The organism is Lentzea fradiae (assembly GCF_900100955.1).
Classification (GTDB): Bacteria; Actinomycetota; Actinomycetes; order Mycobacteriales; family Pseudonocardiaceae; genus Lentzea; species Lentzea fradiae.
Window position 1 is genome coordinate 53,644 of sequence record NZ_FNCC01000024.1, and the last position, 25,042, is coordinate 78,685.

Genomic DNA, 25,042 nt, shown 5'->3' on the forward strand with positions numbered 1-25,042 from the left:
AAATGGTGCGCAACGTGAACGGTGAAGTCCTGTTCGTGGAAAGCAACCTCACGGGGTACAACGCGATCGCGTTGTCGCTGGCGGCGGAACAGGGGCTGCGCACGCACTTCGTCGCGCGTGACCCGCGTGAGTACGTCGGCATGAAACCCGACGTGCTGTCGCTCGCCGACAGTGTGTCCGTTGTGGACACCTACGACGTGGGCAAGCTGCTCAGCTTCGCGCAGCAGCGTTCGGTGATCGGCATGGTGGCCGTGGACGACTACCGCCTGATTCCCACGGCCGTGACCGCGCAGCAGCTCGGGCTGCCGCACGCCGACGTGAACGGTCTCGTGCAGACGCATTTCAAGGACCGCGCGCGGGTGCTCACCAAGGGCATCGGGCGCACCGTCGAGCACGCCGTGTTCAGCCCGGACCAGGACGAGGTGACGAGTTCCCCCATCGGGTACCCGTGTGTCGTCAAACCGGTCGACGACAGCGGCAGCACCGGTGTCCGGCTGTGCCACGACGACCGGGACTTCGCCGAGGCGGTGGAGCGCGCCCGCGAGGTCCGCCGCAACCTGCGCGACTACCTGTGCTCGCCCCACCTGCTCGTCGAGGAGTACGTCCCCGGTGTCGAGTACACCGCGGAGTGCATGTGGGACACCGTGCGCGGCCGCTGGCAGCTCATCGGCTACACGAAGAAGCTGCTGGGCCCGCCGCCGTTCCCGGTGGAGACCGGCGCGGTGTTCCCGTACTTCTTCGAGCCGGAGTTCGACCGCGTGGTGGAGGAGACGGTGTACGCGTGGCTGGCGGCCACCGGTCACCGCCACGGCTCGGCGCACGTCGAGTTCAAGGTCGACGGGGACTCCGTCGCGCTCATCGAGATCAACCCGAGGCTCGGTGGCGACCAGATCCGCGACCTGATCCGGCTCACCAGCGGTGTCGACCCGATCGACCTGTACATGGGCCTCTACCTGGGCCGTGACGTGCGGGTGGAGCGCGCCCCGCGCACCGGCCGGTACGCCACCAGCTTCTACAAGCTGCCCGCCCGCCTCGGCCGGGTCGTGTCCGTCCGCGCGCCGGAGGGCGACTACGAGGGCGTCGTGCGCAGCAACCTCACCACGCAGCCCATGGACGTCACCGGCGTGCGCGACAACGATGACCGGCTCGGCTACGTCATCACCACGGCCGACGACTTCGACAGGTCGATCCGGCTCGCCGAGCTGTTCATGGACGACGTCGCCGTGGAGTACCAGTCGTGATGTTCGAGTCCTACGCCGACGTCGGCGGCGGCACCCCCTTGGTCCGGCTCAAGCGCCTGTTCGCGGGGCACGACGTGGACGTGCTCGCGAAGCTGGAGTTCCTGAACCCCGGCGGGAGCATCAAGGACCGCCCGGCGCGCCACGTCGTGCGCCAGTGGCTCAGGCAGGGGGTGCTGCGGCCGGGGATGCGGGTCGTCGAGAGCACGTCGGGCAACTTCGGCGTCGCGCTCGCCGCCCAGGCCAGGGCCCACGACCTGGCGTGCACGCTGGTGGTCGACCCGCTCGTGCGCCCGCTCAACCTCGCCCTGATGCGGCAGCACGGCGCCGAGGTGGTCCAGGTCGACCGCAAGGACTCCCAGGGCGGCTACCTGCACACGCGGCTCGCCGAGGTGCACCGCATCCTCGCGGCGGACCCGCGGGCGGTGTGGGTCAACCAGTACGCCAACCCGCTCAACTGGCAGGCCCACTACGAGGGCACGGGGGAGGAGCTGGTCGCGGACCTGCCCGGCCCTCCCGACCACCTGGTGGTCGCGCTGAGCACGGGCGGCAGCCTCATGGGCACCGCGAGGCGCCTGCGCGAGTCGTACCCGGACGTCGAGGTGGTGGCGGTCGACGCGGTGGGATCGGTGATCTTCGGCGGACCGGCGGGTCCCCGCCGCATCCCCGGCATCGGCGCCAGCCGCCGGCCGGAGCTGCTCGACACCGACCTCGTCGACCGGGTCGTGCACGTGACGGACGACGAGTCCGCCGCGGGGTGCCACGACCTGCTCGCGGCGGAGTCGATCATGGCCGGCGGCTCCTCGGGATCGGTGGTCGCCGCCATCCGCAAGCTCCTCCCGCGGCTGCGGCCGGGCGCCCGCGTCGTGACCCTCTTCCCCGACCGGGGCGAGAGGTACTTCGACGTGATCTACCAGGCGGACCCCGTCGTCGAACCCCTGCACGCCCACCTCATCGGATGACCACACCCACCCGCCGGAAGGAACCCAAGAGCGTGAAGCCCCATGTGATGATCGTCGGCGCCGGACTGCTCGGGTACGGCGTCCTCGAACTGCTGATGCGCCGGTCCGAGGACGTGCGCATCACGGTCGTGGGCACCGACCGGGAGCAGACCCGCCGCCGGGCCAACCTCGCCCTGCACGCCGTCACCCAGATGGGTTACTACCCGTCGGTGGAGGCCGACCAGGTCGACCTCTTCGACGTCGACCGCACCGCCGAGCTGATCGCCCGCGTGGCACCGGACGTCATCTTCACCACGGCGAGCCTCCAGCCGTGGTGGCAGATCTTCGAGCTGCCCAAGGCGCTGGCGGAGGAGATCGACCGGGCGTCGATCGGCCCGTGGCTGCCGATGCAGCTCACCCTCGTCTACCACCTGATGCAGGCCGTGCGCCGCGCGGGCTCCGACGCCAAGGTGGTCAACGCCGCCCTGCCCGACGTCACCCACGCCCTGCTCGACACCGCCGGGCTCGCACCGACCATCGGCGTGGGCAACGTCGCCAACGTCGTGCCGGGTCTGCGGCGTGCGGCGGCCGACCTGCTGGACGTGCCGCTGCGCTCGGTGCAGCTGCGGCTGGTGGCCGAGGCGTTCGTCAGCAGTGGCCTGAAGAACGACCACACCGTCAACGGCGCGCCGTACCTGCTGCACGTGCTGGTCGACGACGTCGACCGCACCGCGGACGTGTCGGTGCCCGACGTCGTGCGGCTGCTGTCCACCCGCTACGCCAGGATCGGCGCCCGTGACGGCACCCGGCTGACCGCCGCGTCCGCGCTCACGGTGCTCGACGCCGTCCTCGACGACACGGGTGCCGTGGTGCACGCGCCCGGCCCGAACGCGCTGATCGGCGGCTACCCGGTGCGGGTGTGGCGGGACCGCGTCGAGCTCGCCCTGCCGGAGGGGGTCACCGAGCAGCAGGCCCGAGAGGTGAACGAACGCGCGATGGTGTTCGACGGGATCGCCGAGGTGCGCCCCGACGGCACGGCCGTCTACACGCCCGAGAACATGGCCATCATCGAGAAGTTCCTCGGCTACTCGGCTCGGACGGTGCACCTGGACGAGTCCCGGGCGCAGGCAGAGGAGCTGGGCGCGGCCTACCGCGCCTTCCGGGACGGCCTGTCGTGACGCCGCCCGGCTGTCGATCCACCACCTCGGAAGGTCTTTCGTGAGCACTGCTGCCGGATTGTGGAACCGCGTCCTGCCCTCGGGATGGCGGGAGTTGCCCAAGGTGGTCTGGGTGCTGGTCGCGGCGCGGGCGGCGAACCGGCTGGGCGCGTTCACGCTGCCCTTCCTCAGCCTCGTGCTCGTGCAGGAGTTCGGCGTGTCCGTGGCCGTGGCGGGCCTGCTGATCACCGGGTTCGGCGCCGCGACCATCCCGTCCCGCCTGCTGGGCGGCCGGTTCGCCGACCGGATCGGGCGCAAGGTCACCATCGTCATCGGTCTCGTCGGCTGCGCCGTGGCCCAGCTGCTGGTCGCCGCGACGAGCAGCCTGGTCGTCGTCGCGGTCGCGGTGCTGATCCTGGGCCTGGCGTTCGAGCTGTACGAACCGCCGAGCCAGGCGATCATCGCCGACGTCACCACGCCGGAGCACCGGTCGGCGGCCTACGGCCTGCTCGGTGCCGCCCTGGCCGGCGCGGCCGTCGGAGCGGGTCTGCTGGCCGCGTGGATCGGCCAGTTCAGCCTGCGGTGGCTCTTCGTCATCGACGCCGCCACCTGCCTCGCGTGCGCCCTGGTCGTGCTGTTCGTCCTGCCCAACGCGGAACGCGAGGTCAAGAGCGAGGAAGAACCGGTCCGCGCCCGCCCGTGGCGCGACCCCGGCCTGATGGCGATGCTCGCCGCGGGCACCGTGTTCGCCGTCCTGTACTACCTGATCACCTTCGGCGTCCCCCTCACCCTGGTCGAGCGTGGCCTGTCGGCCGAGCAGTTCGGCCTGCTGCTGGCGCTGGGGGCGTTGACCATCGTGCTCGGGCAGCCGCTGCTGGCGATGAGGAAGGTGGAGCAGCTCAACGACTTCACCGCCATGACGATCGGGTACCTGCTGCTCGGCACGGGCCTGCTCGGCTACGCGGTGGCCACCAGCTTCACCGGCTTCGTCGTCGCCACGGTGATCGAAAGCGTCGGCGACCTGGTCCTGCTCGGCAGGGCGTACTCGGTGGTGGCGACGCTGGCACCGGAACACGCGCGGGGGCGGTACATGGCGGTGTTCGGCACCAGCTGGGGTGCCGCCGCGGTCATCGCCCCGCTGGGCGGCATGCGGCTGCTCGACCTGACCAACGGGTTCGTGTTCTGGGTGACCTGCGCGGCGGCGTGCGCGGCACTGGCCGTCGCCCAGCCGTTCCTGCGCAGGTACCTGTCCGTCGCGCCCAAGCAGGAACTCGCGGCCTGACCACTTCGCGCCGTCCCGGGTGCTCACCGCACCCGGGACGGGCAGGACCACCTCGGGGGAACACATGCCGGCTCTGCAAGCTGTCGTGCGCCACGACGACGTGGCCGAGTACGAACGGACCGCTGCCGGGTGGCGGCCGGGTGAGGCGTTCCCGGTTCTCGACGGAGCCGCGCTCACCCGCTACGAGGACGTGCTGCGTGCCGAGGGACGTCCGGAGCTGCCCGCCGTCACCGCGACGGCGTGGCCGGGCGCTGTGGCTTCCCTCGGTGCCGCGGCGACGCACGCGGCTGGAGCGCTCCTCGCGGCCGCGACCTCCCGCCCGCACCACCGCACCGACCTGACGAGCCTCGGCGGCCTGCTCGACTCGCTGCACGACGTCCCGGTCGCGCTGGTCGCCACGGCCGATGACCTGGCAGACCTCGGCGACTGGCCGGGCATGCGCCACCCCGGGCTCGGCGTGGTGACCGCGCGCAGCGCCGAGTCGCTGTCGTGCCTGATCTACCGCACGCTCACGGTCCAGGCCCGCGCGTCGTCGCGTGACGTCGTCGTCACCCACCCCATGGCCGCCGGTGCCGACGAGGCGGACGCGGTGGCGTTGGACGAGCTGCGACCGCTGGTGCGCGGGCCGGTCACGTCCCTGCGCGTGCTCTCCCACGGCCGGGAGTGCTGCCTGCTGCTGCCCGACGGGCTGGTCTGCGGCCGGGGCACCGCGGAGCCGCCCGCGGACGTCGACCCCGCCCTGCGCGTCAGGTTGCCGTCCTGCCTGCGCGGCGAGGGCTGCTGGCGGCAGGACCTCGGCGACGAGGACCGGATCGCCGCCTCGTCGATCGACACGCGCCTGGCGTTCCTGCAGACGTGCAGCTCGGTCGCGGTGGGCAACAACGCGCACCCGCCCTCGGTCGGGGTCGGGCTCGGCTTCCTGGAGGGCACGACCGTCGCCGTGGTCGGCACGATCGGCCTCCACGTGGCTTACCGGCCGTTCTACGACGACCTCGCCGGCGCGTTGCACGGCGGCGCGCGCCTGGGGGAGGCGGTGGCACGGCTCAACCAGGTCGCTGTGGCCGAAGGTGGCGAGTCCGCCCGCTTCGGACTGCTCGGCGATCCGGCCCTGCCCGTCGACGTGCCCGCGAGCATCACGCGCGAGGCGCGCCGTGCACCCGAGGTGGAGCCGGTCGACGACCAGCTGATCGCCGCGCAGACCGTCCTGGGCCGGTTGCGCTCGCTGCTGGCGCTGGAGCTGCCGTTGGACGAAGGACGGCTCACGACCCTGGAGCAGGTCGCCCGCCGCGGCCTCCTCGCGCGCGGTCAGCGTCAGGTCGACGCGCTGCGCGAGGTCCGGCAGGGGGTGGACGAGCTCCAGTCGAGCACGACGCGCGAGCTCGTGCACCAGGTCCACGACACGTGGTGGGGCTTCTTCGGTGATCGGGCCAGGGCGTTCCGGCAGGTGGACGCGGTACCGGTGGCCTGTCCCCAGTGCGGCCGCGACAGCGCGGTCCGGGTGGAGATGGCGCACCGCCTGCCCGTCGGGCTCACGGTCTTCGCGTTGCAGTGCCGCCGGTGCGGCGACCTGTCCTGGTCGACCGCCCGGACCCCGGCGGTCGAGCTGACCACGAACCACGTGGTCCACGCGCCCAAGGTCCAGGACAACGGCCTCACCGGCACCTTCGCCAACCGCGGTGACACGGCCGTGCTCGGGCACGTCGGCTTCGCCTTCGTGGCGGGCGGGGTCGGCGACCTGCCGCGGGGCAGGTCGCGACCGGTCCACGTGCCCGGCGGGGCGACGGCCAGGGAGACCTGGCGGTTCCGCCTGGACGAACGGGTCCAGGCGGCGGAGCGCTACGCCGTCGTCACCGGCCTGGTCGAGGGCGAACACCAGTGCTCCTACGTCTTCGTCAACGTCCTGCCCCGGGATCGGGAGGTCCGATGAGCACGACAGACACGACCGCGGCCGGGACCCGGCAGTGGCGGGAACCGCCGGAGGCCGTCGCCCAGATGCTGCTCGCCGCGCAGCTCGCGCCCGTGTCGAGCTACACCATCGACGTCCGTGCGGAGCTCGTCGGTGTTTCGGCCGACGCGGTGCGCCGCGCCGCCGCGGAGCTCGTCGTCCGCTATCCCGAGCTCGGTGCCGAGGTGGACACGACCGACGACGGGGGCTTCCGCTGGAGGCCCGGCCCGGCGACCCCCTGGCTGCCGACCTCGGCGACCACCGGCGACGGTCCGGCCGACCGGGTCTTCGACCAGCTCGCGGCCACCGCGGACGAGGCGCCCGGCACCCCGCTGTTCCAGCTCGTGCTCTCCGGCGGGCCGCCCACGCGCGTGCTCGTCCGCGCCCACCACGCGATCGCCGACGGCCCCGGCCTCGCGGCGCTCGTGACCGAGCTGGCCGAGCTGGCGACGGCCGATGCCGCCGTTCCCCAGCGCCGGACCAGCGCTTTCGCCGCGCCACCCCACCCCGCACCCGCGGCGGCGGCCCGGGAGGACTGGGAGGGCCAGCTCGCGTTGCTGGAGGCCACCGGCCCCGCGGTGGACCGGGCCGGTGACGACGACCGGCCGGCGGTCACGGCCCGCGCGACGCTCGACCGCGAGGTGCTCGGCGAACTGGCCAGGGCTGCGCGGGCGACCCCCACGGCCGTCCTGCTCGCCGCCACGCGCGTCGCGGTGGCCCGCCGGTTCGGGTGGTCGCTCCAGCGGCTCACGGTCCCCCTGGCCGCCGAGGGCGACCGGCTGCTCGCCATCCGCCCGCTGCCGGTTCCGCACCCCCTTCCCGTCTCCGGCTCCGTCCGCTCGGCGATCGACTCCTCGGCGGACGCCCTGTTCGACGCGCTGGACCGCGGCGCGCCCCCGGCGGACCTCGTCGGCAGGCTCAGCAGCAGCGTCGTCCCCGGCGTGCCGGACTGCCTGCTCACCGTCAACACGGCGGCCGGCGTGGCACCGGAGCACCCGGCGGTGCGCGTGCACCCCGGCCCGCACCGGGGCGCACCCGGACTGCTGGCCGTGGAGCTGACGGGCGACGACCTGCGGCTGTCCGGCCACCCCGCCCACTTCACCGCGGACGACCTCGCGGGGTTCGCGGAGGAGCTGGCCGCGGTGCTCGCCGCCCCCGACGCCCCGGCGATCCCGGACGGCCGCTCGCTCACCCCGGTGCCCGCGACGTCCGCCACGCCCGGAGCACGACGTGCCGCGACCGAGGCCACCTCGGACGACCTCGAACGCTGCCTCGCCGTGTGGCGCGGTGCGTTCGGGGACCAGGTCGGGCCGGACGACGACCTCTTCGCCTTGGGCGCCAACTCCTTCACGTGCGCCCGCGTGGCGGCTCGCCTGCGGGCGGCCACGGCGCGCCCCGTGACCATCCGCGTCCTGTACCGGCACCCGACGGCGCGTGCGCTCGCCGCCTGGGTCGCCACCACTCCGCCACAAGACCGTTGACCAGCAGACAAGAGGTGTGACCGATGGACATCCCCAACGTGGCCCTGCGCGTCGCGGACGTGCACCGCAGCAAGGACTTCTACACCCGCTGGGTGGACTTCACCGCTTCTCCGCGCGGGGAGCTGTCGGCGGACGTGCTGGAGATCCTCGACAAGGACGGCGATCCGATGCTCCTCGCGGGCCCGGCCGCCGAGGACGTGACCGCGCACCTGGCGGAGCGCCACGCCGTCTTCGCCCCCGGTGAGAGCAGCTTCGTGTTCCGGGTCGACGACGTCGAGCAGCGCGCGAAGGCAATGCGCGAAGGCGGGCTCGACCAGGCCACCGTCACGACCACGCGGTGGGGCGACAAGGTCCTGGCCGTGCCGGACGAGGACGGCTACACGCTCAAGTTCCTGCAGGAGGCCGTGCTCGACGACCAGCAGGTCCTCGACCTGTTCGCCTCCGGGCCCGACGAGCTGGAGCGGGCCCTGGACGGGGTGACCGAGCGCGAGCTGGAGATCACCGACTCCGGTGGCGTGTGGACGTCCCGCGCGATCGTGCACCACATCTGCGACGGTGACCTGCAGTGGCTGGGCGCGATCATGGCGGCCCTGGTCCAGCCGGGCTACCTCTACAACCACAACTGGTACACCACCGACCGCCGCTGCGCCGACCAGCTGTCCTACGACACCCGGCCGGTCGACGGCGCGCTGCGGCTGTTCCGCTCGCTGCGCGAACACCTCGCCGAACTGCTGACCGGTGTGCCCGGCGCGCTGGACCGCGAGGTCCGCTTCAACCCGCCGCACGACCCCGAGGGGTCGCCCCTGGCCGTGCGCGAGGTGCTCCGCCGGCGCGCCATCCACACGTTGCAGCACATCGACGAGGTCCGCGAGCTGCGCGACCCCGCCTGACCACACCGACCACCACGTCCACCACAGGGGAGCCGATGCCGACCAGTCCAGACCGCCGGATCGCCACCGGGCGCAACCCGAAGCCGGTGGACCCGAACGCCATGGCCGCCGAGCTGCGCGAGGAGATGAGGGCCGAGCGCAGGCGCCGCGGGATCAGCCTGTCGGTGCTCGCCCGCGAGCTGTGCGTCAACCGGGGCACGCTGTCGAGGTTCGAGACGGGGCGGACCAAGTCGCTCGAACGCATCGAGTACTACCACTTCGCCACCGACTACGCGACGGTGGTGAACCCCGACCTCGCCGCGGAGTGGCAGCGCCGGTACGACGACGCCGTGCGGCGCGAACGACGCGGGACGGTCTGACCGGAACCGTGCCGTGGGGCCGCGGCACCACGGCACGGCCGGGTCCTCCCGGACGCTCAGGCCATGGTCGACACCAGGTCGGCCAGCGCCGCGCAGCTCTCGGCGCGCAGCACGTCGCGGAACCTCAAGCGCACCGAGAACTCGTTCTCGATCGCCGTGGCCAGCCGCATCGCGGACAGCGAGTCGCCACCGGCGGTGATGAAGTCGACGTCGTGGGGTGCGGCGGCTCCCAGCGCGCTGGACCACAGCGTGCGCAGCCGTCCCCCTCCTTGGTGGGAGGGAGCGCCGTCCGCCGACCACGGCTCGGCGGCGAGCAGCGACCGGACCTCGGCGCGGTCGACCTTGCCGTGCTGGTTCACCGGCAGTTCCGGCACCGCCACGACGACCTCGGGGAGCATGTAGTCCGGCACGTGCGCGGACATGGCGGTGCGCACCGCGCTCCGCAGCTGCGTCCCCCGTGAGGGCAGGTCGGTCACGACGACCAAGCCCAGGCGCGGCGAGCCGTCCGGAGCGGGCACGTCGGTGGCTGCCGCCCGGCTGACGCCGCCGACCAGCAGCGCCGCCCGTTCCACCTCCTCCGGCGCGACCCGGAAGCCGCGCACCTTCAGCCCGCCGTCGGCCCGTCCGAGGAAGTCGATCTCGCCCTGGTGCGTCAGGCGCACGAGGTCACCGGTGAGGTAGACCGGTCCGTCGACGCCGTCGACCGGGCGGGTGCCCGGCAGACCGGGGCGGCACGGCACTCCGCCGATGCCCAGCACGCCGGGCCGCCCGACGGGCACGCCGCGGCCGTCGTGGTCCACCACGCACAGCACGGAGCCGGGGATCGGCCGCCCGAGCTGCGGCGCGCCACGCCGGGACTCGGCGCCGCCGACGCGGTGGAACGCCACCGACACCCCGCACTCGGACGGGCCGTAGGTGCTCAGCAGGGTGACCGCTCCCCGGTGGCGCCGGACGAACGCGGCGGCCAGTGCCGGATCGTACGCCTCACCGCCGATGACCACGGCGCGCACGCACGCGGGCAGCCTCTCGTCGCGCCTGGCCAGGTGATCCGCCAGCACCGTCCACAGTGCGGTCGGCAGGTCCAGCACCGTCGCCCCGGCCGCCTCCACCTGGTCGAGCAGGCCGGGGATGCCGTCGCCGAGGTTCGTCAGCAGCACGGCGCCCCCCACCGCCAGGACCGGCAGCACCTCCTCGAACCAGGCGTCGAACAGCGGCGAAGCGGTCGCGGCCACCACGTCGTTCGAGGTCAGGCCGAGCTCGTCGGCGAACGCCGCGGTGTACGCCGCGGCGGTGGCCCGGCTGACCGGCACCCGCTTCGGCGTGCCGGTGCTGCCGCTGGTGTGCACCACGTACGCCGTGTCCGGTTCAGCGGGTACGACCGCCGCGTGGTCGAGGCGGGTGAGCACGCCGTCCGCGGTCCACCGCGCGTGCGCCGTGGACAGGGCCGCCCGGAGCCGGTCCGCCGGCATCGAGCCGCTCACCGGCATCACCGCCGCGCCTGCCGCGGAAACCGCCAGCACCCTCGCGCAGTGCGCCGCGTCCCTGGCGACGTCGACGGCCACGACATCACCGTCACCCACGCCCGCTGCCGCCAGTTCCCGCGCACACGCCTTGACCATGCGCGCGAGGTCGTCGTGCGTGGTGGTGCCGTCCATCCCCACGATCGCCGGTGTGGCGGCCGCCCGCGGCGCGTAGTCCGGCCGGTGCCGCGCGGGCGGACCGGTCAGCACCGACGGGGCCGTCGCCGGCCACGTCCAGCCGTCCGCCGATCCGGCCAGCACGTGACCGGCCAGCTCGACCAGCCCCGTGGTGAAGCGGTCAACCATCGCGCGGACGAGGTCGGTGGAGTAGAGCGAGCGGTCGAACTCCCAGACCAGGCGCACCGATCCCGGCGGGGCGGCCGAGTCGGCATCGGGCTGCTTCGGCAGCACCAGCACGTCCAGCGGCGTCTTCGCGGTGCCGTTCTGGTGGTACTCCAGGAAGGCACGCCCGCCTCCCGCCACGGCGGTGTCCGGCAGCGCGGCGTTGTGCGCGCTGAACATGCACCGGTAGAGCGCGTCACGCCGGGTTCCCTCGGCCCGGCGCACACCGTCGAGCAAGGCGTCGTACGGGATGAGCTCGGCGTCCACCGCGTCACGCAGCGAGGAGCTGACCACGGCCAGGAACGCCCCGAAGTCGTCCTCCCACCGCGCGCGAACCGGGACGGTGTTGACGAACATGCCCAGGGTGGCCTCGAAACCGGGTGGCCGTGCGCTCACCGCGGAGCCGATCACCAGGTCGTCCACGCCGCTCTGGTCGTGCAGGGTGGCCAGGAAGGCGGCCATCAGCAGCTCGAACGACGTGGCCCCTCGTTGCTGGGCCCACCGCTCCAGGGCCCGGTACGACTCGCCCTCCAGCACCACGCTGATCGCGTCGGCACGCGCGGCGGCCGTCTCCCCGCTGTGCCGCCCGATGTCCGGCAGCGGCGAGACCGGTTCGGTCGGGGCACCGGTGAGCGCCTCGACCCTCGACCGGAAGTGCGGTGCGTCGGCGAGACCGGCGGCCTGGACCGCCTCGGCGGCGACGTGCTCGTGGTAGGACCGGGGCTCCGGCTGGAGCGGGACGCCCGCGAGCGCGTCCAGCAACGAGCGCAGCAACAGGGTCAGCGACCACCCGTCGTGCACGAGGTGGTGCTCGATCTGGCTGAGCACCCACTCGTCGTCCGAGACGCGCAGCAGCCGCCACACCACGGGCCTGCCCGACGCCAGGTCCCAGTCGACGGCGTTGTGCTCCCGCAGTGCCGCCGCCAACGCCTGTTCCCGCTGTTCGCCGGACTGGCCGGGCCGCCGCAGGTCCACCACCTCGATCTCCGGCGTCCACGGATCGCCGATCACGCACTCCCACTCCGCCTCGACGGGGCGGAAGTTCGCGCGCAGCACCGGACGGGCGGCGATGACCGCGGCGAAGGCGGCCTCGATCCGCTCGACGCCGAGATGCGCGGGCAGCCGGATGGAGACCTGGTTCTGGTACGCCGGGACGTCGGGGACGTTCCTGATCTCGAACAACGCGCGAGCCTGCGCACGGGACACGGGATACCTGCCGTCCGGGCGGATCGGCGCCTCGGCAGAGGTCTCCACGACGTCGGCGGTGTGCGTGGACACCAGGGCGGCCAGCTCGGCGACGCTCCCGGCACCGAGGATGTCGCTCACCCGCAGCGTGGGACCGAGGGCGCTCCTGATCCGGGTGCGCAGGTGGGCCGCGGCGAGGGAGTGCCCGCCTGCGTCCAGGAACGACTCCTCGACCCCCACCTCGCGCTCCAGCACGTCGCGGACCAGGGCGAGCACCTGGTCGACGACGGCGTGGCCGGTCTCCTGCGGAGTCGTTGCGCGCCAACGCTCGGAGCGTTCCAGCACCAGATCGGCCACGGCCCGGCGGTCCACCTTGCCCGTGGGTCCCACCGGCAGCGTGGGCAGCGGCACCAGGTGGTCGGGGACCATGTACGACGGCAGGAGCCCGGCCAGTCGCGCCCGCACTCCGGCCGCCGTGAGCCCGGCACCGGCGACCGCGCCCACCAGTTCCTTGCCGTTCGCGCCGTCGACCACCAAGGCGACCGCGTCGGACACCCCTTCCACGCGGCGCAGGGCCGTCTGGACGTCACCCAGCTCGATCCGGTACCCGCGGACCTTGACCTGGTCGTCGGTGCGGCCCAGGAACTGCACGACGCCCTCTGGCAGCCAGCGGGCGCGGTCCCCGGTGGCGTACATCCGTTCCGCGCCACCGGCGAACGGGTCCGGCAGGAAGCGGGCGGCGGTCAGCTCCGCGTCACCCGCGTACCCGGCGGCGACGACCTCGCCCGCGATGTGGAGCTCGCCCGGCTCACCGATCGGGCAGGGAGCGCCCTGCTCGTCGAGCACGTAGTAGCGGGCGTTCTGGATCGGACGGCCGTAGGGGATGCTCGGCCAGGCCGGGTCGACCTCGCCGACGTCGAAGTGGTTGGACCAGACCGTGGCCTCGGTCGCGCCGCCGAGCGCCACGACCCGCGCCGCCGGGAACCGCGAGCGGACCTGGTCGGGCAGGTGCAACGGCACCCAGTCGCCGCTGAGGAACACCAGCCGCAGCGCCGGTCCCGCGGGGACCGGACGGGTCGAGGCCACCGCCATCACCTGGCTCAGCGCCGCGGGCGCGGAGTCCCAGAACGTGACGGGCTCGTGGTCGAGCACGTCGGCCAGCCGGTCGGGGTCGGCCAGCTCCTCGTCGCCGAGCACGCGGATGGTGCCGCCCGCGGCCAGCAGGCCGAACACGTCGTAGACGGACAGGTCGAAGGTGAAGGCCGTGACCAGGAGCAGGCAGTCGCTGGACGACACGTCGTAGGTGCGGTTCACCCAGTCGACCAGGTTGACCACCGACCGGTGGCGGACCTCGACGCCCTTGGGACGACCGCTCGACCCGGACGTGAAGATCACGTAGGCGCTGCTGCCGGGCTGAGCGGGTCGTGGCACCTCGCTGGCCGGGGCGGCCTCCACGTCGGTCCACGTCAGCACCCGGCGGCGCCCGGTGCGCGCCGGTCCGCCGACGCGGCGCAGGACGACGTCGTAGCGGCACGCCAGCGACTCGTGCCAGTGATCGCCGGAGCGGTCCACGACCTCGACCTCCACCGGCACGTCGAACTCCTCGACGAGCTGGTCGAACCACGTCCGGGGCAGACGCACGTGCCCACCCGTCCCCGGCTCGTCGTAGCTCACGACGTCGGCCACCACGACGCGGCCACCGGGTGCCAGAAGCGACACGGCCGCACGAAGTACCTTGCGCGCGTAGTCGGGTCCCGGGAAGAACTGCACGACGCTCGACAAGAGCACGACGTCGAACTTCCGCGAGCCGAACAGCTTCTCGACCTCGTGCGCGAACCCGGTGTGCACCGACGAGGCCGCCGCACGGCCGTTCACCACGGCGGCGGCCCGCCGCACCGCGACGGGCGACGGGTCCACGCCCACGTACTCGCTCACGCGGCCGGCCAGCTCGGCGGCGATCAGGCCGGTGCCGCACCCGATCTCCAGCACCGATCCCGGTGCGTCGGCGGTCGCGAGGTCGGCGACGTGGCCGACGTAAGCCCGCACCTGCTCCGGCCGGAACACGTCCGCGCCACGGTTGAACCCCGCTGCCCGCAGCTCGTCCTCGTCCCCGGCGACCTCGTCCCAGAACTCGCGGGCCTCGTCCTCGTCGCCGCGGTTCATCGGGGACGAGGTGGCGTCCAGGCAGACCATCCGCGCCGAGGGCGAGCCGAGCCAGACCGCCTCCTCCGCCAGCCCGGCCTGGCGGGCGCTGGTCAGCACCCAGCGCACCGACAGCTGCCCCAGCGGCTCGGCCAGGCGCGCCGCGGGCCACCGGGGGTCGAGCGGCACGTACGCGGCGCCGGTCCGCACGACGGCGAGGATCGCGGTGATCGCCCACTCGGAGTGCTCGACGAGGACGCCGACGTAGTCGCCGCGACCGATGCCGTCGGCGACGAGCACATCGGCGACGGCGCCCGCCCTGTCCCACAGCTCGGCGTAGCTCAGCTCGCGCCCCGCGCCCGACCGCAGGGCGGTCGCCCCCGGATCGCGCCGGACCGACCGTGCGACCAGGTCGACGAGCGTCGCGGTGTCCTCGAAGGGCCGCGCTGTGTCGTTCCACGAATCCGGCACCCGGTCGCCCTCGGCCGGTGAGGAACTCACGGAATCGTCGAGCACGCTCACGAACACCCCCGGAGATGGAAATGGAGTCGCCGCCCGCGTGACCGGGAAATCGGTCGCGTCGTCGAAGCGGTCATGAATGGCCCGCTGGTTTCAACGTGGGCGATCCGGAGACTACACAATTGTGTGCCCCTGCGTCAGGATGCGCGCGAGGGCACTTGTTGCACGCCGCCGCGGTGGGGATGGCGCATCGCCGATGCGCCGTGGAGTGCCGTTGACCTGCGGTTGTTCGGGTCGGGGTGGGTGATGTTGCACTGCTGTGGACAGTCTCGGAGGTCTCGGGTGACAATGCACGCACTGATGTGTGATGAATCGGCGCACATCAGTGAGTTTTGTCGTCCGGAGTAGGTTGCGGCAGCACGTCGCGATGGCTTTGTGAATTGACTGTCGTGCGGCACCGATCGCGGGCCGGGGTGGACGAGGGGGAAGTCCGTGGGGGAGAAGCGCCTTGTGCTCGTGCTCGACTACCCGGGCAGGCGCGCCGAGTCCAGGGTGGCCGACCTCGGGTTGGAGTCCTTCGGGTTCGAGGTGCGCGCATTGCTGACCGAGCCGTTCCCGCGCGAGTACGACGCGGCCCGTTACGCCGCCGAGCTCGTGCGCCGCCACGGTCCGTTCGAGGACGTCGCGGCCGTGCTCGCCTACTGCATGGCGGCACCTATCGCGCAGGAAGTCGCCGCCAGCTGCGGCGCACCCGTGCCGCTGGTGCTGTTCGACGGCGAACCCTCCACGCCGCAGGCGATCGCCGAGCAGTACCGGGTCGGCCTGGCCCAGGTCCGCGAGCAGTTCGGCGGTGCGGCCACGGCGGGGGAGCTGCCGCTGCCCTACCGCGACGAGGACCTCCTCCCGGATCCGGCCGGCTGCGTGTCGAAGATGCGGCAGAGCTTCGTCGACCTGGCGACCGAGGCGCTCCGGCTGGACGGCGAGGACGAGGACACGGCCGAGATCGCCGAGCAGATCGCCGACTTCTACGTCGACTGGCTGACGCACCTCGTCGCCGCGCACAACGCCACCCGGCCCCGGTGGGGCGGCGCGGTGTTCCACGTCGTGTCCCGCGAGCACTCGATGAGAGGGCACTGGCCGGGCTCCACCGACACGACCGTGGTCGCGGTCGACTCGACCCGCAACGAGCTGCTCAGCCATCCGGACACGCGGACCGCCGTGCTCGACCACCTCGGTGTGGCGGACCGGGCCTCCGCCGCTGTCCTGGCCGGGGACGAGATGAAGGAAGCGCAGCGGTGACCGGGCACTTCACCGTCGTCGTGGACGAGAGCGGACGCCCCGCGCTGTGGGCGGGCGACACGCCGCCGACCGGCTGGTCGGCCACCGGGTTCCGCGGCAGCAGGCAGCAGTGCCTGGAAGAGGTCGATCGCGCGTTCACGACCGAGCGCGTGCCGGACCGGACCGCGGGCACCGACGAAGACACCCTGGTCGCGCTGTTCCGTGCCGCCGTCGCCGTGGACCCGGACCGCGTGGCCGTGAGCGACGACCGGGGCGAGCTGACCTACCGCGCCCTCGACGCGGAGTCCGACGCCCTCGCCGGCCGCCTCCACCAGGCGGGCGTGCGGCTCGGCGACGCGGTGGTGGTGTACCTGACGCCGGGCCGGGACGTCTTCGTCGCGCTGCTCGCCGTGCTCAAGGCCGGTGCCGCGTACGTCCCGGTCGACGTCCGCTACCCCGATGCCCGGCGGGACCTCATGGTCGAGCTGAGCGGCGCGCGGTTCGCGGTGACCGAACCCGGCCGCGCCGAGGTTCTGGGCGGCCGTGACGTCGTCGTGGTGTTCCCCGGACCCGCCCGCGGTGACGAGCCGGTCCTGCCCCCGCTACGGGTCGTCTCCGAGGACGCCGCGTGCGTGCTGTTCACCTCCGGCTCCTCCGGCGCGCCGAAGGCGGTGGTGCTGGAGCACCGCAACCTGGTCCACTTCGCGACCAGCAAGAGCTTGCCGCAGCTGACGGCCACCGACCGCGTCGGCCAGGTCTCCAGCCCGTCCTTCGACGCCTTCCACTTCGAGACCTGGTGCGCGCTGGCCGCGGGAGCGGAGATCGCGGTCCTCCCGGCCATCGCCGACCTCGTCGCCGACGACCTGGGACGCGAGCTGCGCCGCAGGAGGATCACGGCGATGCTGGCCCCCACGATGGTGGTCAACCACGTGGTCCACGTCGACCGCGACGCGTTCGCCTCGTTGCGCGTGCTGCACACCGGCGGGGACGTGTTGCAGCCCGCCGCCGCCCGCGCGCTGGTGTCCGGCACGTTCACCGGGGTGTTCTGCAACCTCTACGGCCCCACCGAGGGCACCACCGCGTGCACGATGCACCAGATCGACTCGGTCGAGAGCGACGCGGGGTCCGTGCCGATCGGCCGCGAGCTGGACGGCGTCGCCGTCTACCTGCTCGACGACCGGCTCGCCGAGGTGCCCACCGGTGCCGTCGGCGAACTGCACATCGGCGGGCGCGGTGTCGCTCGCGGCTACCTCGGCCGCCCCGCCCTGACCGCCGAGCGGTTCCGGCCCGACCCGTTCATCCCCGGCGGGGGCCGGATGTACGCGACGGGCGACCTCGCCCGCAGGCGCGAGGACGGCGTGCTGGAGTTCCTCGGCCGCGCCGACGACCAGGTCAAGGTGCGCGGCTACCGGGTGGAGCCCGGCGAGGCCGAACGAGTGCTCGCCCGGCACGGCTCGGTGCGTGACGCCGCCGTCGTCGCCGTGGGGGACGACCAGGACCGGCGCCTGGTCGCGCTGGTCGTGCCGCTGGACGGGTTCAGCCTCAAAGCGCTGCGCGAGTTCGCCGAACGCGAGATGCCCGACTACCTCGTCCCCACCGCCTTCCTCCAGGTCGACGTCATCCCGGCCACGTCCCACGGCAAGCGCGACCTGAGCGGCCTGCGGCGGCTGGCGGAGGACCAGCTGAGCAGGCAGTCGCGCGCCGTCCCGCCACGAGACGAGGTGGAGCGCCACCTGGCCGCCCTGTGGGAGGACCTGCTGGGCGTCGAGCGGATCGGTGCGGAGGACGACTTCTTCGCACTGGGCGGCAACTCCATGCGCGCGTTCCGCCTCCACCGCATCCTGAAGCGCGACCGCGGCGTCTCCGTCCCCGTGCGCGAGATCCTGGAGGTGCGCACCCTCGCCGGGCTCGCGGCCCTGGTGCGTGACCAGGAGCAGCCGCGATGAGCGCGCCTCCCGCCACGCTCGACCTGACCGACCTCGACCTGTTCGTCAACGGCGGTCACCACGCCGTGTTCGACTGGCTGCGCGAGCACGACCCCGTGCACTGGAACGCCACGCGGGACGGTTCCGGTTTCTGGGCGGTGACCCGTCACGGGGACCTGGTGACCGCCTACCGGGAGCACGGCGTGTTCAGCTCGGCGGCGGGCGCGATGCTCGGCGGGTCCATCGGCAGCCAGATCGACAGCGCGACCGGGCTGATGCTCGTGGCGTCCGACCCGCCCCGGCAACGGCAGCTCCGGCACGTTCTGCACGGTGCGTTCGCGGGCCACCTCCTGGACCGCGTCCGCGAGCAGGTGACGGGGCTGGTGGACCGCGCCGTCGACCGCGCTCTCGCCGACGGCGGCTGCGACTTCGCCACCGAGATCGCGCCGGAGCTGCCCGCCGGGGCGCTCATGGCGATGGTGGGACTCGACCACGACCAGGCCCGGCACCTGATCTCCTTGACCCGCAGGATGATCGGCTACCGGGACCCCGTCCTGACCGAGGGCGGCGGCACCGACCGGTTCGGCCTCGCCGAGACCCAGGCCGAGATCTTCGAGTTCTTCGCCGACCTGCTCCAGGACCCCCGCATGACCCGCGGCGACGGCCTGGTCGGCCTGCTGAGCCGCGCCACCCTCAACGGGCGTCCGATGTCGGAAGAAGAGGTCCTGTTCAACTGCATGAACGTCGCGGTGGGCGGCAACGAGACGTCGTCGTACACGGCGTGCACGGGAGCGCTGACCCTGACCGCACACCCCGAACAGCACGAACGCCTGCTCTCCGAACCAGTTCTGCTGGAGCCGGCGATCAACGAGATGCTGCGGTGGGCCTCCGTCAACGCGTACGTGCAGCGAGTCGCGAAACGGGACTTCGAACTGGGCGGCACGACCATCCGCGCGGGTGAGTCGGTGACGTTGTGGAACGTCTCGGCCAACCGCGACGCGCGCGTCTTCGACGACCCGCACACGTTCGACATCACCCGCACCCCCAACCGGCACCTCGCCTACGGCAGCGGTATCCACCGCTGCATCGGTGCCCAGGTGGCGCAGATCGAACTGGAAACCCTGTTCGGCCGCGTGGTCCGCGACAAGATCCGCTTCACCCTCGCGGGACCGCCCGCCCCGCTGCGCTCCAACTTCATCCTCGGCACGACGAGCCTGCCCGTGCACGTGACGGCCGAACGCCACCACTGACGCGGAGCTCCTTCTCTTCCTGCGGCACAAGAAGGTCGCAGGCTTCTTTCCGGTGCGCGGCGCCGGAATTCCCACTTCCTCGCCCGGGCGCTCACAGGCAGCGGGCGCTGCTAACGAATTTTCGAAACTTTTAGCTCGTTCGCGCTCACAAACTTTGCGACAAAGGTCCACTGTGGATCGATTTAAGCCCGGATGATTTCCAGTATTACAACGGTTCTTGACGACACCTGTGACGCAGCTTACTGTCGTGAGCGCTAACAATCGGAGTCGAGAAAGAAAGTTTCGACCGCACGGTGCGGCAGGAGCTCGACCCGATCAACGCGACTGCCCGTTCGCAGTGGCCCACCGCGCGGTGGCGGCGCCACTCGTTCTCGCACACCTTGGAGAAGCGTCGTGAAACTCCGCTCGCCCCTTCTTTGCGTCACCGCGGTCCTGGCCCTCCTCACCGCCTGCACGCCCGGCGGAGGAGGCGGCGGGGGAGGCGACGGGAAGTCCTTCGAGTTCTGGTCGTTCGCCGCCATCAACCAGAAGCTGACGGTCGACGCGTACAAGACGAAGCGCCCCGACATCGAGATCAAGCTGACCGAGGTGGGCACCTCCACGGAGACAGCCCAGTCGCTGACCACGGCGCTGGCCGGCGGCAAGGTGCCGGACCTGGTGCTCATCCAGGGCGACAACCTGCCGCAGTTCGTGGAGCAGCCGCAGAACTTCGTGGACCTGCGGACGCTGGGCGCCGACGACATCAAGGGCGACTACCTGGACTGGGTGTGGAAGCAGAGCGTCGCCAAGGACGGTGAGGTGCTGGGCGTGCCCACCGACGTGGGCGGGATGGCCGTGGCCTACCGCACCGACCTGTTCGCCGCCGCCGGGCTGCCCACCGACCCCGCTCAGGTGAGCGCGCTGTGGCCGACGTGGGACGCGTTCATCGAGACGGGCAAGCGCTACAAGCAGGCCACCGGCAAGGCGTTCACCGACAACGCGGCCACCAGCGTGTTCTACCAGGCGGTCAACCAGGTCTCGGAGAAGTACTACAGCGACGACCGCAAGCTGGTCTACAGCTCCAACCCGCAGGTGAGGGCCGCGTTCGACCTCGGCATCAAGGCGGCGACCGCCGGGATCACCGCCGGGCAGTCCTCGTTCGAGAGCGCGTGGAGCGCGGGCATGGCGCAGGGCCAGTACGCGGCCGTGTCCGCGCCGTCGTGGATGCTCAACACCATCCGCAGCACCGCGCCCGACACCAAGGGCAAGTGGAACATCGCGACGATCCCCGGCGGCTCCGGCAACTGGGGTGGCAGCTACCTGGCGATCCCCAAGCGCGCGAAGAACCCGCAGGCGGCCTGGGACTACATCAAGGAGATGCAGTCGCCGAAGGGGCAGCTGGAGCACTTCACCCGTGTCGGCGCCCTGCCCTCCACCCCGTCGGTCTACGAGGACGCCCAGCTCGCCGACTCGAAGGACCCGTTCTTCTCCGACGCGCCGACCGGCAAGATCTACACCGACTCGCTGCTCGGGCTGAAGCCGTTCTACATCGGCCCCGACAGCGCGGTCATCGGCCAGGAGTTCCTCAACTCCATCACCAACGTCGAGCAGAGCGGCGGCAACCCGGCGACGGCGTGGGACGACGCGCTGCGCGCCATCAAGATCGCCATCGGCGAGTGACCGCGGTGACCGCCACGCTCTCCCCGGCCTCCAGGGCCGCACCACCTCCGCCGAGGACGAAGAAGAGGACGGGTGTGGGCGAGCGCCTGTCGGCGTACGCCTACATCGCCCCGTTCTTCGTGATCTTCGGGGTGTTCGGGCTGTTCCCGTTCGCCTTCACGTTCTACGTGGCCCTGTTCGACTGGAACCCCATCGGCGACCAGGTGTTCATCGGGTTCGACAACTTCGTCCGGATGTTCGGCGACCCGCGGTTCTGGAACGCCGCCGGCAACACGGTGAGCATCTGGGCGCTGTCCACGGTGCCGCAGCTGCTGCTCGCCCTGGTGCTGGCGCACGTGCTCAACCACGCCAGGCTGAAGTTCGCGCTGTTCTTCCGGATGACGGTGCTGGTCCCGTACATCACCTCGGTGGCGGCCACGGCGATCGTGTTCGTGCAGCTGTTCGACCGCGACTACGGCATGCTGAACTGGCTGCTCGGGCTGGTCGGTGTGGAGCCGGTGGACTTCGTGCAGTCCACCTGGGGCAGTCACCTGCTGATCGCGGTCATGGTGATGTGGCGGTGGTTCGGCTACACCACGCTGCTCTACCTGGCCTCGCTGCAGGCGGTGCCCCGCTCGGTGTTCGAGGCGGCGGCCATCGACGGGGCGGGACCGTGGCAGCGCTTCCGGCACATCACCGTGCCCTCGCTGCGCCCGGTGATCATCTTCACCGTGGTCACCTCGACCATCGGCGGCCTGCAGATCTTCACCGAGCCGCTGCTGATCGCGACGGGCGCGCCACTGACGTGCGGGGCGGTGCGGCAGTGCCAGACGCTGACGTTGTTCCTCTACGAACAGGGCTTCGGGCAGTTCGAGTTCGGCTACGGCTCGGCGGTCGGCGTCGCGCTGTTCGTCATGGTCGTGGCCATCGCCGCGGTCAACTACCTGCTGTCCACCCGGATCAAGGCGGACTGATGACGACCACGCCGCGCCACCGGCGCCTCGACCGGGTCCGCTGGTGGACCTACCTGCTGCTGGGCATCGCCACCGTGGTGTGCCTGTTCCCGCTGTACTGGATGTTCATCGTGGCCACGACGGACACCGCGACCGCGACGCGGATGCCGCCGGAGATCGTGCCCGGCGGCAACTTCCTCCACCTCGCGGGCCTGGTCATGGACACGGTGCCGTTCGTGCAGTCGCTGCTCAACAGCCTGGTCGTGGCCACCTCGATCGGGGTGGGCCAGGCGGTGCTGTGCGCGCTGGCCGGTTTCGCGTTCGCGAAGCTGCGCTTCCCCGGCCGCAACGCGCTGTTCCTGGTGGTGGTGCTGACGATGACCGTGCCGACGCAGCTCTCGGTCATCCCGCAGTACCTGATCATGTCGGAGCTGGGCTGGGTCGACACGCTGCAGGCGCTCATCGTGCCCGGCCTGGCGAGCGCGTTCGGCATCTTCTGGATGCGCCAGCACATCTCGGCCACCATCAGCGACGAGCTGATGCAGGCCGCCCGCATCGACGGCGCGAGCACCTGGCAGGTGTTCTGGCGCATCGCGTTCCCGATCGTGCGGCCTGCCGCGTTCGTGCTGGGCCTGTTCGGGTTCGTCACCGCGTGGAACGACTTCCTGTGGCCGTTCATCGTGCTCAAGTCACCCGAGCGCTACACCGCCCAGATCGCCATCAAGGCGCTGCAGAACAGCTACGACGTCGACCTCGGCCTGGCCATGTCCGGCTCGTTCCTGGCCACCATCCCGCTGGTCGCGCTGTTCGTCGTGGTCGGCCGCCGCATGGTCGCCGGCATCCTCGAAGGCGCCTTCAAGGGCTGAAGCCCTCGCACGACAAGGAAGACATGAACTCACCGACCTCCGGCACGTCGTTCTACGACAACCCCGTGATCCCCGGGTTCCACCCCGACCCCAGCGTGTGCCGGGTCGGCGAGGACTACTACCTGGTGTGCTCCAGCTTCGAGTACTTCCCCGGCGTGCCGATCTTCCACAGCCGCGACCTGGTGCACTGGCGGCAGATCGGCAACGTCCTCGACCGCCCGGAGCAGCTGCCGCTGCCCGCCGACGCGATGGCGTCCGACGGCATCTACGCCCCCACGATCCGGCACCACGACGGCCGGTTCTGGATGATCACCACGAACGTCTCGCAGGGCGGCAACTTCCTCGTCACCACCGAACGGCCGGAAGGCCCCTGGTCGGACCCGGTGTGGCTGGACCTGCCCGGCATCGACCCCGACCTGGCCTGGGACGACGACGGCACCTGCTGGACCGCCTTCGCGGGCGCCCACGGCCCGGAGTTCACCGGCGTGCAGATCGCCCGCGTCGACCCCGGGACCGGGAAGGTGCTGGAGGACCCGTTCCCCGCCTGGGCGGGCACCGGCCTGCAATGGCCGGAGGCGCCCCACCTGTACCGCGTGGGCGAGTGGTGGTACCTGATGATCGCCGAGGGCGGCACCGAACGCGGCCACACCGTGGCCGTGGCACGAGCCCGCTCCCCGCGCGGCCCGTGGGAGCCGGCACCGGCCAACCCGGTCCTGACCCACCGCAGCACCAACCACCCGATCCAGAGCACCGGTCACGCCGACCTGGTCACCACACCGGACGGCGAGTGGTGGATGGTCCTGCTCGCCACCCGCCCCGTCGGCTACAGCCCCAAGTTCCACGTCCTGGGCAGGGAAACGTTCCTCACCCCCGTCCGGTGGGAGGACGGCTGGCCGCGCGTCGGACCCGTCAACCTGCGCGAGCGAGCGCCGGGAACCCTGCGACCGCAGGACCCGGCACCGCGGCGCGACGACTTCGACGCCCCGGACCTGGACCCCCGGCTGATCTCCCTGCGGTCACGCCCGTCCGGCTCCTGGTCGCTGACCGACCGGCAGGGGTGGCTCACCCTGCACGCCACCGGCGGCACGCTGGACCGGCCCGGCTGCACCTTCGTCGGCCGTCGCCAGCAACACCCCGAGAGCCGGACCGCGGTGCTGCTCGACCACAGCGCCGGACGTGCCGGCCTGTCGGTGCACCTGGACGAGGGCCACCACTACGACCTGGAGGTGGCCGGCGGGCAAGCGAGCGTGATCGCCCGCATCGGCCCCCTGCGCCAGGTCGTGGCCACCCGCGCCGTGCCCGAGGGCCCGGTGACCCTCGTGATCACCACCAGGTCCGCCCGCAGGTGGACGGCGGGGGAGGAGCGGAGGTCGGGCCTGCACGTCGCCGCACCCGACTACGTCGCCTTCCACGTCGGCACGGACCCCGAACCGCTGGCCGAGCTCGACGGCAGGTACCTGTCCACGGAGGTCGCCACCGGCTTCACCGGCAGGGTGATCGGCATGTACGTCACCGAGGGCACCGCGTGGTTCGACTGGTTCGACCACGGCCCGCTCGACGCACCTGGTCACTCCTGACGACGGACTTGTTGACCGGGCGGACGTCATTGACGTAACGCGGCACGTGTCCGGCCCGCGATTTCCAGGTCCTCGCGGGCCCGCACGACGTGGACCTGCTTGATCCCGAGGAACGCCAGGCCGTTCACGACGTCGTTGCGCAGCGTGGCGTCGTTCTCGCCGACCCCGCCGGTGAACACGAGCAGGTCGACGCCGCCGAGCGAGGCGGCCATCGCGCTGATCGCCTGGCGGAGCCGGTGGGTGTAGATCTCCAGTGCCAGCACCGCGTCGTGGTGTCCGCTCTCGGCTGCCGCGCGCACCTCGCGCATGTCGCCGGTTCCCGTCAGGCCGGTGAGGCCGGAGTGGTGTTCGAGGCCGTCTTCGAGCTCCTCGACGGAAAGGCCGGCTTTGAGCAGCCAGACCAGCAGGCCGGGGTCGACGTCGCCGCTGCGGGAGGCCATCACGAGCCCGGCCAGCGGGGTGAAGCCCATCGTGGTGTCGACGGACCGGCCGTCGCGCACGGCCGCGAGCGACGCGCCCGCGCCGAGATGGCAGCTGACGACTCGTGCGTCCGGCATTCCCGCCAGCTCGGTCGCGCGGCGGGACGCGTAGGAGTGGGAGAGGCCGTGGAAGCC

General features: G+C 72.1%; 16 protein-coding genes and 1 pseudogene. 15 read left to right on the forward strand and 2 right to left on the reverse strand.

From position 1 onward, the window contains the following. Positions 1 to 14 precede the first annotated feature (14 nt). The 8 genes from BLT23_RS37700 (at position 15) to BLT23_RS37735 (ending at position 9,293) form a co-directional block, all read left to right on the forward strand. The gene (locus BLT23_RS37700) at positions 15 to 1,241 is read left to right on the forward strand and encodes an ATP-grasp domain-containing protein (RefSeq protein ID WP_176947128.1); all 1,227 of its coding nucleotides are present in this window, start codon (positions 15 to 17) and stop codon (positions 1,239 to 1,241) included. Continuing rightward, positions 1,241 to 2,200, forward strand: coding sequence for a 2,3-diaminopropionate biosynthesis protein SbnA (sbnA, locus tag BLT23_RS37705; protein WP_090059804.1), 960 nt, complete (start codon positions 1,241 to 1,243; stop codon positions 2,198 to 2,200). The genes BLT23_RS37700 and sbnA overlap by 1 nt, the downstream gene beginning before the upstream one ends. A 32-nt stretch (positions 2,201 to 2,232) precedes the next feature. Next, entirely contained in the window at positions 2,233 to 3,357 is a 1,125-nt protein-coding gene (locus BLT23_RS37710) for an NAD-dependent epimerase/dehydratase family protein (protein WP_143036181.1), read from the forward strand. A gap of 40 nt (positions 3,358 to 3,397) precedes the next feature. Then, a complete protein-coding gene (locus tag BLT23_RS37715; protein ID WP_218133998.1) occupies positions 3,398 to 4,618 on the forward strand; it encodes an MFS transporter in 1,221 nt (406 codons plus the stop codon). Between the two features lie 64 nt (positions 4,619 to 4,682). Continuing rightward, positions 4,683 to 6,545: a hypothetical protein gene (locus tag BLT23_RS37720; protein WP_090059775.1), complete on the forward strand. Its 1,863-nt coding sequence runs from the start codon at positions 4,683 to 4,685 to the stop codon at positions 6,543 to 6,545. Next, positions 6,542 to 8,044, forward strand: a complete 1,503-nt coding sequence (locus BLT23_RS37725) for a phosphopantetheine-binding protein (protein WP_090059777.1) — start codon at positions 6,542 to 6,544, stop codon at positions 8,042 to 8,044. Before BLT23_RS37720 ends, BLT23_RS37725 begins: the two co-directional genes overlap by 4 nt. A gap of 23 nt (positions 8,045 to 8,067) precedes the next feature. Then, positions 8,068 to 8,934, forward strand: coding sequence for a DinB family protein (locus BLT23_RS37730; RefSeq protein ID WP_090059779.1), 867 nt, complete (start codon positions 8,068 to 8,070; stop codon positions 8,932 to 8,934). Positions 8,935 to 8,969: 35 nt separating this feature from the next. Next, a complete protein-coding gene (locus tag BLT23_RS37735; RefSeq protein WP_090059780.1) occupies positions 8,970 to 9,293 on the forward strand; it encodes a helix-turn-helix domain-containing protein in 324 nt (107 codons plus the stop codon). Between the two features lie 56 nt (positions 9,294 to 9,349). Here the strand turns inward: BLT23_RS37735 and BLT23_RS37740 are convergent, their stop codons facing one another. Continuing rightward, a complete protein-coding gene (locus tag BLT23_RS37740) occupies positions 9,350 to 14,998 on the reverse strand; it encodes a non-ribosomal peptide synthetase (protein WP_143036182.1) in 5,649 nt (1,882 codons plus the stop codon). A 435-nt stretch (positions 14,999 to 15,433) separates the two neighbouring features. Between BLT23_RS37740 and BLT23_RS41190 the strand changes: the two genes are divergently transcribed. From BLT23_RS41190 to BLT23_RS37770, 7 genes are all read left to right on the forward strand, one after another. Then, on the forward strand, positions 15,434 to 16,240 hold the full coding sequence (locus tag BLT23_RS41190) for an alpha/beta hydrolase family protein (protein WP_176947129.1): 807 nt from the start codon (positions 15,434 to 15,436) through the stop codon (positions 16,238 to 16,240). Continuing rightward, positions 16,237 to 18,165: an amino acid adenylation domain-containing protein gene (locus BLT23_RS37745; protein WP_176947130.1), complete on the forward strand. Its 1,929-nt coding sequence runs from the start codon at positions 16,237 to 16,239 to the stop codon at positions 18,163 to 18,165. Before BLT23_RS41190 ends, BLT23_RS37745 begins: the two co-directional genes overlap by 4 nt. Then, a complete protein-coding gene (locus BLT23_RS37750; RefSeq protein WP_090059786.1) occupies positions 18,162 to 19,394 on the forward strand; it encodes a cytochrome P450 in 1,233 nt (410 codons plus the stop codon). Before BLT23_RS37745 ends, BLT23_RS37750 begins: the two co-directional genes overlap by 4 nt. Positions 19,395 to 19,787: 393 nt before the next feature. Then, a complete protein-coding gene (locus BLT23_RS37755; RefSeq protein ID WP_090059787.1) occupies positions 19,788 to 21,053 on the forward strand; it encodes an ABC transporter substrate-binding protein in 1,266 nt (421 codons plus the stop codon). After that, positions 21,050 to 22,006, forward strand: coding sequence for a carbohydrate ABC transporter permease (locus BLT23_RS37760; protein ID WP_176947131.1), 957 nt, complete (start codon positions 21,050 to 21,052; stop codon positions 22,004 to 22,006). The genes BLT23_RS37755 and BLT23_RS37760 overlap by 4 nt, the downstream gene beginning before the upstream one ends. Then, positions 22,006 to 22,851 carry a carbohydrate ABC transporter permease gene (locus BLT23_RS37765; RefSeq protein ID WP_090059790.1) on the forward strand — a complete coding sequence of 282 codons (846 nt, stop codon included), beginning with the start codon at positions 22,006 to 22,008 and terminating at the stop codon, positions 22,849 to 22,851. Before BLT23_RS37760 ends, BLT23_RS37765 begins: the two co-directional genes overlap by 1 nt. A 23-nt stretch (positions 22,852 to 22,874) precedes the next feature. Then, positions 22,875 to 24,428 carry a glycoside hydrolase family 43 protein gene (locus BLT23_RS37770; protein ID WP_090059792.1) on the forward strand — a complete coding sequence of 518 codons (1,554 nt, stop codon included), beginning with the start codon at positions 22,875 to 22,877 and terminating at the stop codon, positions 24,426 to 24,428. A gap of 26 nt (positions 24,429 to 24,454) precedes the next feature. Here the strand turns inward: BLT23_RS37770 and BLT23_RS37775 are convergent. Further along, a pseudogene (locus tag BLT23_RS37775) lies at positions 24,455 to 25,042 on the reverse strand (acetate/propionate family kinase); the annotation flags it as partial.